This window comes from Arthrobacter sp. Dra40 (assembly GCF_059091905.1).
This window is the reverse complement of record NZ_JBNHHB010000221.1, coordinates 1-8,173: the sequence shown is the minus strand read 5'-3', so window position 1 is coordinate 8,173 and position 8,173 is coordinate 1. Positions and strand designations below refer to the sequence as shown.

At 68.7% G+C, this 8,173-nt stretch carries 6 protein-coding genes and 1 pseudogene; 6 read left to right on the top strand and 1 reads right to left on the bottom strand.

Annotated elements, in window-relative coordinates:
* From AC5RWT_RS31785 to AC5RWT_RS31770, 4 genes and pseudogenes are all read left to right on the top strand, one after another.
* Positions 1-193: pseudogene (locus tag AC5RWT_RS31785) on the top strand (oxidoreductase); the annotation flags it as partial.
* Positions 194-240: 47 nt separating this feature from the next.
* Positions 241-1,308, top strand: coding sequence for a threonine aldolase family protein (locus AC5RWT_RS31780; protein WP_494083697.1), 1,068 nt, complete (start codon positions 241-243; stop codon positions 1,306-1,308).
* A gap of 64 nt (positions 1,309-1,372) precedes the next feature.
* Complete coding sequence (locus AC5RWT_RS31775; protein ID WP_494083696.1) at positions 1,373-2,002, top strand: DUF3000 domain-containing protein; 630 nt, start codon at positions 1,373-1,375, stop codon at positions 2,000-2,002.
* Positions 2,003-2,091: 89 nt separating this feature from the next.
* The gene (locus AC5RWT_RS31770) at positions 2,092-3,576 is read left to right on the top strand and encodes an HRDC domain-containing protein (RefSeq protein ID WP_494083695.1); all 1,485 of its coding nucleotides are present in this window, start codon (positions 2,092-2,094) and stop codon (positions 3,574-3,576) included.
* Here AC5RWT_RS31770 and AC5RWT_RS31765 read toward each other — a convergent pair.
* Complete coding sequence (locus tag AC5RWT_RS31765; protein ID WP_494083694.1) at positions 3,508-4,578, bottom strand: DMT family transporter; 1,071 nt, start codon at positions 4,576-4,578, stop codon at positions 3,508-3,510. The genes AC5RWT_RS31770 and AC5RWT_RS31765 overlap by 69 nt on opposite strands.
* A gap of 115 nt (positions 4,579-4,693) precedes the next feature.
* On the opposite strand from AC5RWT_RS31765, the gene AC5RWT_RS31760 reads away from it, so the two are divergent.
* Both AC5RWT_RS31760 and AC5RWT_RS31755 read left to right on the top strand, forming a co-directional pair.
* On the top strand, positions 4,694-5,986 hold the full coding sequence (locus AC5RWT_RS31760) for a thiolase family protein (protein ID WP_494083693.1): 1,293 nt from the start codon (positions 4,694-4,696) through the stop codon (positions 5,984-5,986).
* The gene (locus AC5RWT_RS31755) at positions 5,983-8,154 is read left to right on the top strand and encodes a 3-hydroxyacyl-CoA dehydrogenase NAD-binding domain-containing protein (RefSeq protein ID WP_494083692.1); all 2,172 of its coding nucleotides are present in this window, start codon (positions 5,983-5,985) and stop codon (positions 8,152-8,154) included. The genes AC5RWT_RS31760 and AC5RWT_RS31755 overlap by 4 nt, the downstream gene beginning before the upstream one ends.
* The last annotated feature ends 19 nt before the right edge of the window (positions 8,155-8,173 follow it).

Below are 8,173 nucleotides of genomic sequence, written 5' to 3'. Positions count from 1 at the left end.
GGACCCCATGCCCCAGCGGTCCGCCGCCGTCGTACTGGCGGTCAAAGCCCTGCTGGACGATTCGATGCGCCGGGCCGAACCGGGCAAGGCGTTCCCCGGCTTCACCGACGTGGCGGAGTTGGGCCGCGCAGCCGCAGCACTGTTCGCCCTGGACGCCGACCGACTCAATGGGACACGCATCCGGCTGGCCTGAGTGCCTCGGCTGTGACGCCAACCACCGATTAAGGAATACTGAAACACGTGACTGATTCCCCCCTGCTTTCCGGCCCCCTGCACGACACGGACCTGCGCGGCTTTGCCTCGGACAATTACTCCGGCGTGCATCCGGAGATCCTGACGGCCCTGGCCCACGCAAACGACGGGCACCAAATCGCCTATGGCGAGGACGCTTACACCGCGCGGTTGCAGCAAGTGATCGCCGGGCACTTCGGCGAGGACGCCCAGGCTTTCCCGGTGTTCAACGGCACCGGCGCGAACGTGCTGTCGCTGCAGTCGCTCTTGCCGCGGTGGGGCGCCGTCATCTGCGCCGCCACCGCCCACATCAATGTGGACGAGAACGGCGCTCCCGAACGCGTCGGCGGGATCAAGCTCTTGTCGGTGCCGGCCACGGACGGCAAGCTCACCACGGAGCTGATCGACCGCGAGGCGTGGGGCTGGGGCGACGAGCACCGCGCCCAGCCGCTGGCGGTGTCCATCACCCAGAGCACCGAACTGGGCACGTTGTACAGCGTCGAGGAAATCCGGGCCATCGCCGACCATGTGCACGAACGCGGCATGAAGCTGCACATGGACGGGGCACGGCTTTCCAATGCCGCGGCCGCACTGGGCACCGATCTGCGCAGCTTCACCACCGACGCCGGAGTGGACATTCTTTCGCTTGGCGGGACCAAGAACGGCCTGCTCTACGGCGAATGCGTGGTGGTCCTGAATCCGGACGCGGCTCACGGCCTGCTGTACCTGCGCAAGATGAACATGCAACTGGCCTCGAAGATGCGCTTCATTTCCGCCCAGTTCGTCGCCCTGTTCGAGGGCGACCTGTGGCTGCGCTCGGCATCCCACGCCAACGCCATGGCCGCCCGGCTGCGCGCCGCCGTCGACGGCGTCGAGGGGCTCTCGCTGACCCAGCCGACCCAGTCCAATGCCGTGTTCGCGGCGCTGCCGCCCGGGGTGGCGGACCGGCTCCGGCAGAAGTTCCGCTTCTACGACTGGGATGCAGCCCGCGGCGAGGTCCGCTGGATGTGCTCCTTCGACACCACCGAAGATGACATTGACACCTTCGCAGCAGCCATCCGCAGCGAGCTCTCCTAGTCCCGCCAACGGCTTTCCGGCGCGCCTGCCTGACGTCGTGCCGCCACAGGCCTAATCTGGCTGTGTGAGTGCGATTGATCTCTCAGCAGTGCCGCCTGAGTTCTTGCGCGCGCTGTCGGGCCTGCGTCAGGCGCAGTGCCGGAACGAGCTGAGGCTGGAGGAGCTTCCGGCGCCCTCCCGGCTGGCCCCGTTCGCCGTTGCGCTCGGCGCTGAAGTCGTCGCCGAACCCGGCCCCCGGCCGCTCCACGGCCCGGTGGTCACCGCACTGCAAACCGCCGATGGCCTGGAACTGGCCACCGGCCGTTTCATCCTGCTGCACGATCCGGAAGGGTCTCCCGTCTGGGACGGAACCTTCCGGATCGTCACCTATATCCGCGCCCAACTGGATGCGGACATGGGCAACGACAGCATGCTCGGCTCCGTGGCCTGGGACTGGCTGGTCGAGGCCTTGGAGAACCACGGTGCCCCGCACCGCAACGCAGGAGGCACCGCCACGCGCATCCTGTCCGAAAGCTACGGCACGCTGAGTGGGCAGCAGGACTCGATCGACATCGAACTGCGCGCTTCCTGGACACCTGCCTCTGCCGACATGCGCTCCCACCTGGAGGCGTGGAGCGACATGGTGTGCACCTACGCGGGGCTGCCGCCGCTGCCGGAAGGTGTTGCCGCCCTGCCGCACCGCCGCCGAAACTGACAACCACCGGCTGCCGGCACAGCCTCCCAGGCACCGGCGCGTCGCACTATTCGGTCGACCGGAGACGGCTGGCCTAAACTGAACGGATCATGAGCTCCTTGACTTCGGACGAGGCCGGGCACAACCGCCCTGACCAAAGCACTTCCAACGACGCCGCAGAACCCCAGGAGCCGGCCCCCCAGCTGATCCACCTCGATGCGCCGCGTGACGGCGTTCCGCTGGTCATCGCCACCGCATCGGGGCTGCAGCGCGCCGCCGATGCCCTGGCGGCCGGCACCGGACCGGTCGCGATCGATGCCGAGCGGGCCTCCGGCTTCCGCTACGGGCAGCGGGCCTTCCTGGTCCAGCTGCGGCGCGAGGGTGCCGGCACCTGGCTGATCGACCCGGAGCCGTTCGAGGACCTGAAGCTGCTCAACGACTCGCTGCGCGGAGTCGAGTGGATCCTTCACGCCGCTACCCAGGATTTGCCCTGCCTGTCCGAGCTGGGCATGTGGCCGGACAGACTCTTCGACACTGAACTCGCCGCGCGGCTGGCCGGCATGCCCCGCGTGGGGTTGGCAGCGGTCATCGAATCCCTGCTCGGTTTCACGCTGGCCAAGGAGCACTCGGCAGCGGATTGGTCCACGCGCCCGCTGCCCGAGCCATGGCTGCGCTATGCCGCCTTGGACGTCGAAGTGCTCGTCGAGCTGCGCGAAGCCCTGATCGGCAAGCTGCAGGACGCCGGGAAACTCGAGTACGCCCTTGAGGAGTTCGAAGCCGTCCGGACCGCCCCGGCCTCGCCCCCGCGCGTCGACCCATGGCGCCGCACCTCCGGCCTGCACCAAATCCGTGACCGCCGGCAGCTGGCCGCCGTGCGGGAACTCTGGAATGAACGGGAAGCGCTGGCCGCCAAACGTGATGTCGCCCCGGGGCGGCTGATCCCCGACTCAGCCATCGTCGCCGCCGCCAAGGCGATGCCGGCCACCGTCCCGCAGTTGCTGGAAACCCATGGGTTCCACGGGCGGGCTGCACAGCGTGAAGCGACGCGATGGCTGCGGTGCATCTCCGCTGCCCGGCGGGAGTCCGAACTGCCTCCGCTGCACCTGCCCACCAACGCTCCGCCGCCGCCACGCTCCTGGGCGGACAAGGACGCAGCCGCAGCGGCCCGGCTGCAGACCGCCCGGCCCCGGCTGGCCACGCTGGCCGAGCAGCTGGAGATGCCGGTGGAGAACCTGCTCACCCCTGATTACCTCCGCCGTACCGCATGGCGACCGCCGGAGCCCATCACCGAACAGTCCCTGAATGCCGCGCTGGCGGAGCTCGGCGCCAGGCCCTGGCAGCGCAAGCTCACCGCCGGCCTGCTCGCCGAAGCCTATGCCAACCCGGAGCCGCTGGCGCTCAAAGAGGACCAGCCCGACGCGTCCGGCAACGACGACGGCGCCCGCACGCCGGTGCGGAGGCAGGCTTCCGCCGGTACCGTGGCCGGGGCAGCCGGGATATCAACCGCTGCCGGGGCAGCCGGGACTTCAACCTCCGCCGGGGCCGCTGTTGGCTCCATCCGACGGCGCCGGCGTGAGCGGCGTTCGCCTGCCTGACCCGGCTATTGGCGGTACGCCCTCCCGTGAGCGCCATGGCTGGCGGCCGGGCACGATCAGCACAGCCAGGCTGGCGATGACCAGAAGGATCCCGCTCCAGGCCTGCATCGGCAGGCGTTCACCCACGACCAACACTGCCAGCACTGCAGCCACGACGGGCTCTGCCAGGGACAGCGTGGTGGCCGTGCTCGCACGCACCCGCGCCAGGCCAAGCCCGAACAACACGTAGCCGGCGAACATCGGCACCAGAGCCATGTAAGCCCCCACGGCGGCGTTGCTCCAGGATGCCAGCAGCGGCGCCCCGGTGGCCAGCAGCACCGGCATCAGCAGCAGCCCGCCGGCGCCGAACATCGTTCCCATGGCGGCACGGACCGGCACGCCGCCGCCGATGATCCGGTGGGCAGCCCAGGAATAGAGCGCATACGTCAGTCCGGCCAGCAGGCCCAATCCGATCCCGGCCAACGTGCCGCCCCCTGCCGCGTCCCCGGCGCCGCTACCGGCGTTTCCCCCGCCCTGGGCGGCAGCGAAGCACAGCAGCACAATCCCGGAGAACCCCAGCAGGGCGGCGCCGCCCCAACGCACGCTCAACCTATGCCGGTCGAACGCCCGCTCGATCAACGCCGACGCGAGCGGAGCCGAGCCGATGCTCACCACCGTGCCCACGGCAACACCGGCCAGATGCATGGAACCGTAGAAAGCCAGCGGGTACACCGCGACCGCCATGGCACCCGGCAGCCACAGCCTCCACTGATCCTGCAGCTGCCCACGGGCGCGGCCCATCGGCCGCAGCGCAGTCAGCGCCTGAAGCAGGCCGCCCACCCCCATGGCCACCGCGCCAATGGCGAGCGGACCGGCATCGGGCGCAAAGGTGGCAGCCGTTCCGGTGGTTCCCCACAGCACCGAAGCCGCCAGCACCAGGAGCGCGCCTGAAGCCGCAACGGGACGCACCGGTGTTTGCCGGGGCGGCTGCTGCCGGTCGAAAGCTCCTCGCCGTATCACCATCAAGGCCAGCCTATACACGGCGCTTGCGCCCCGTGGCCAGCTGCCGCTTGCTGCACAAGTTACCCGCGGGTAACATCGGGCTGGTACTGTGTTCCGCATCTCATGGAGGTTCCGAGTGAGCCCTACGTCCGAGCCCCGCGCCCTGCGTGATGTCGTCTTCGTTGACGGCGTACGCACCCCGTTCGGAAAAGCGGGTGAGAAGGGCATTCACGCCGGCACCCGGGCCGACGATCTGGTGGTCAAATGCCTCCGCGAACTCTTGCGCCGGAACCCCTCGCTGCCGCCCGGACGCATCGATGACGTGGCCATCGCCGCGACAACGCAGACCGGCGACCAGGGCCTGACCATCGGCCGTACGGCTGCGCTTCTTGCCGGGCTGCCCCGCTCGGTGCCCGGCTTCGCCATCGACCGGATGTGCGCCGGCGCCATGACCGCGGTGACGACGACGGCAGGCGGCATCGCCTTCGGCGCGTACGACGTGGTGGTGGCCGGCGGTGTGGAACACATGGGCAACCACCCCATGGGCCAGGGCGCGGATCCGAACCCGCGGTTCGGCAGCGAACGCCTGGTGGACCCTGACGCGCTGAACATGGGCAATACCGCCGAGAACCTGCACGACCGCTTTCCCGCGATCACCAAGGAACGCGCCGACGCTTATGCCGCGGCCAGCCAGGCCAAGCTCGCCGCTGCCTACCAGGACGGCAGGATCCAGCCCGATCTGGTGCCCGTAGCCGCCCGGAAGCCCGGCGAAGGGTGGTCGCTGCACAGCACCGACGAGCCGCCGCGTCCGGGCACTACCCTCGAAGACCTGGCCGGGCTGCGCACTCCTTTCCGTCCGCACGGCCGGGTCACCGCCGGCAACTCTGCCGGCCTGAACGACGGCGCTGCCGCCTCGCTGCTGGCCTCCGCCGAGGCGGCCGAGGAGCTCTGCCTGCCGGTGAAGATGCGCCTGGTCTCCTACGCCTTCGCCGGCGTCGATCCCGAGGTCATGGGCATCGGTCCTGTCCCCGCCACCGAGAAGGCCCTGAAGATGGCGGGCCTGGACATCGCGGACATCGGCCTGTTCGAAATCAACGAGGCCTTCGCCGTGCAGGTACTGTCCTTCTTGGACCACTACGGGATTGCCGACGACGATCCCCGCGTCAACCGCTACGGCGGGGCGATCGCCGTCGGCCATCCGCTGGCCGCCTCCGGCGTGCGGCTCATGACCCAGCTGGCCCGCCAGTTCGCGGAAAACCCGACGGTGCGCTATGGACTCACCACGATGTGCATCGGGCTGGGCATGGGCGGCACCGTGGTCTGGGAAAACCCGCACCACGCAGAATATTCCGGCCGCACCGCCACCACAGGCACCGCAACGGCTGGCGACGCCCCCGCATCAGCATCCGCACGAAAGGACCGCGCATGAACGCCGCCGATTTCACGGCCCTGGCCGCCAAGTTCCCGGACGAGACGGTCACCCATTCCTACGTGCAGGATATCGAGCTGCCCGGTGCCGGCACGCTGGCGCTGCTGACGCTGGACAACGACCTGGACCACCGCAGACCGACCACGCTGGGCCCCAATACCCTGGTGGAGCTGGGCACGGCGCTCGCACGGCTCAGGGACCGTGCCGCAGCGGGTGAGATCTCCGCCGTCGCGGTCACCGGCAAGCCGTACTATCTGGTGGCCGGCGCCGACTTGAGCGCCGTGGGAAGGCTCACCGACCCCGAAGACGGTAGGGCCATGGCCCGGCTGGGACATCAGGTCTACGGCACGCTCGCATCACTGGGTGTACCAACTTTCGCTTTTATCAACGGGGCGGCCATGGGCGGCGGGCTGGAGATCGCCCTGGCCGCCGACTACCGCACCATCTCCGCCGGCGCCAGCGGCATCTCGCTGCCGGAAGCCTTCCTGGGCCTGATCCCGGGCTGGGGCGGCGTCTACCGGTTGCCCCGGCTCATCGGCCCGGCCAACGCCGTCAAAGTCATGATCGAAAACCCTTTGAGCAACAACAAGACGCTCAACGGCGCGGCGGCCTGCCAGCTGGGCATTGCAGACGTATTGTTCGAACCCGCCGATTTTCTGGAGCAGTCACTGGCTTGGGCCGCGCGGATCCTCACCGACGACGGCGCCCGCCGCCACGTCGCCGACCGCCGTGCCAGTACCTCGGAGGCTACCGAGGCGGACTGGGATGCCGCCATCGCGGCCGGGCGGCGGTTCGTGGAAGCCAAGACCTCCAACGCCGCACCGGCACCGGCCAAGGTGCTGGACGTCATGGCGGCCGGCCGGGGCAGGAGCCAGCAGGAATCCGCTGACCTTGAAGTCGAAGCGCTGGCTGAACTGATGCAGACTCCGCATTTCCGCGATACGGTCTACGCCTTCCTGGAACTGGTGCAGAAACGGTCCAAGCGTCCCGCGGGCGCGCCGGACCCGAAGCTCGCCCGGCCGGTCACCAAGGTTGGCGTTGTCGGCGCCGGACTGATGGCCAGCCAACTCGCCCTCCTGTTCGCGCGACAGCTGAAGGTTCCGGTGGTCATGACGGACGTTGACCAGGCGCGGGTGGACAAAGGCGTGGGCTATGTCCACGCGGAAGTCGACAAACTGCTGGCCAAGAAGCGCATGTCCCCCGACGCCGCCAACCGTACCAAGGCTCTGATCAGCGGCTCGGTCTCCAAGGAGGTGTTCGCGGATGCCGACTTCGTGATCGAGGCTGTGTTCGAAGAACTTGCGGTCAAGAAGCAGGTTTTCGCCGAGGTGGAAAAGGTGGTCTCCGAGGACTGCATCCTGGCGACCAACACCTCGTCGTTGTCCGTCACGGAGATGGCAGCGGATCTGCTGCATCCGGAACGGGTGGTCGGCTTCCATTTCTTCAATCCGGTGGCTCTCATGCCGCTGGTGGAAATCGTGCGCGCCCCGAAAACCAGCGACGAAGTGCTCTCCACCGCTTTCGCCCTGGGCAAGGCGCTCAAGAAGACTACCGTGCTGGTCCAGGACGCGGCAGCGTTTGTGGTCAACCGCGTGCTGCTGCGGCTGATGGGCGAGGTGGCGAACGCCTTCGACGAGGGCACGCCGGCCGACGTGGCCGACCATGCGCTCAAGCCCATGGGCCTGCCGATGACCCCGTTTACCCTGCTGGCCATGGTCGGCCTTCCGGTGGCCCAGCATGTCACCGAGTCGCTCAATGCTGCCTTCGGTGACCGGTTCCGGGTTTCCGCCAACCTGCAGCGGCTCATCGACAACGGCGTCACGTCCCTGTGGACCACTGACCCCGACGGCCGGCAGGCGATCCCTGCGTCAACGCTTGCGCTGCTCGAGTTCGGCGATTCGCCGAGCACTCAGGAACAACTGCTGCAGCGCACCCAGGACGCACTGGCCGAGGAAATCGGGCTCATGCTGGACGAAGGCGTGGTCGCCGCACCGGAAGACATCGACCTGTGCATGATCATGGGCGCAGGCTGGCCGCTGCATCTGGGCGGCATCACCCCGTATCTGGACCGCGTCGGAGCCTCCGAAAGGGTCACCGGCCGCACGTTCCACCCCAAAGGGCAGGCCGCCCCGGGCGGGGACCGCTCCAGGTCCGCGCGCACGGCGTAAAATAGTTCACGGGCCCCAG

Coding starts and splice junctions, on each gene's coding strand:
- AC5RWT_RS31770 (WP_494083695.1), top strand. CDS start 2,092: ATGAGCTCCTTGACTTCGGACGAGGCCGGGCACAACCGCCCTGACCAA.
- AC5RWT_RS31765 (WP_494083694.1), bottom strand. CDS start 4,578: ATGGTGATACGGCGAGGAGCTTTCGACCGGCAGCAGCCGCCCCGGCAA.
- AC5RWT_RS31755 (WP_494083692.1), top strand. CDS start 5,983: ATGAACGCCGCCGATTTCACGGCCCTGGCCGCCAAGTTCCCGGACGAG.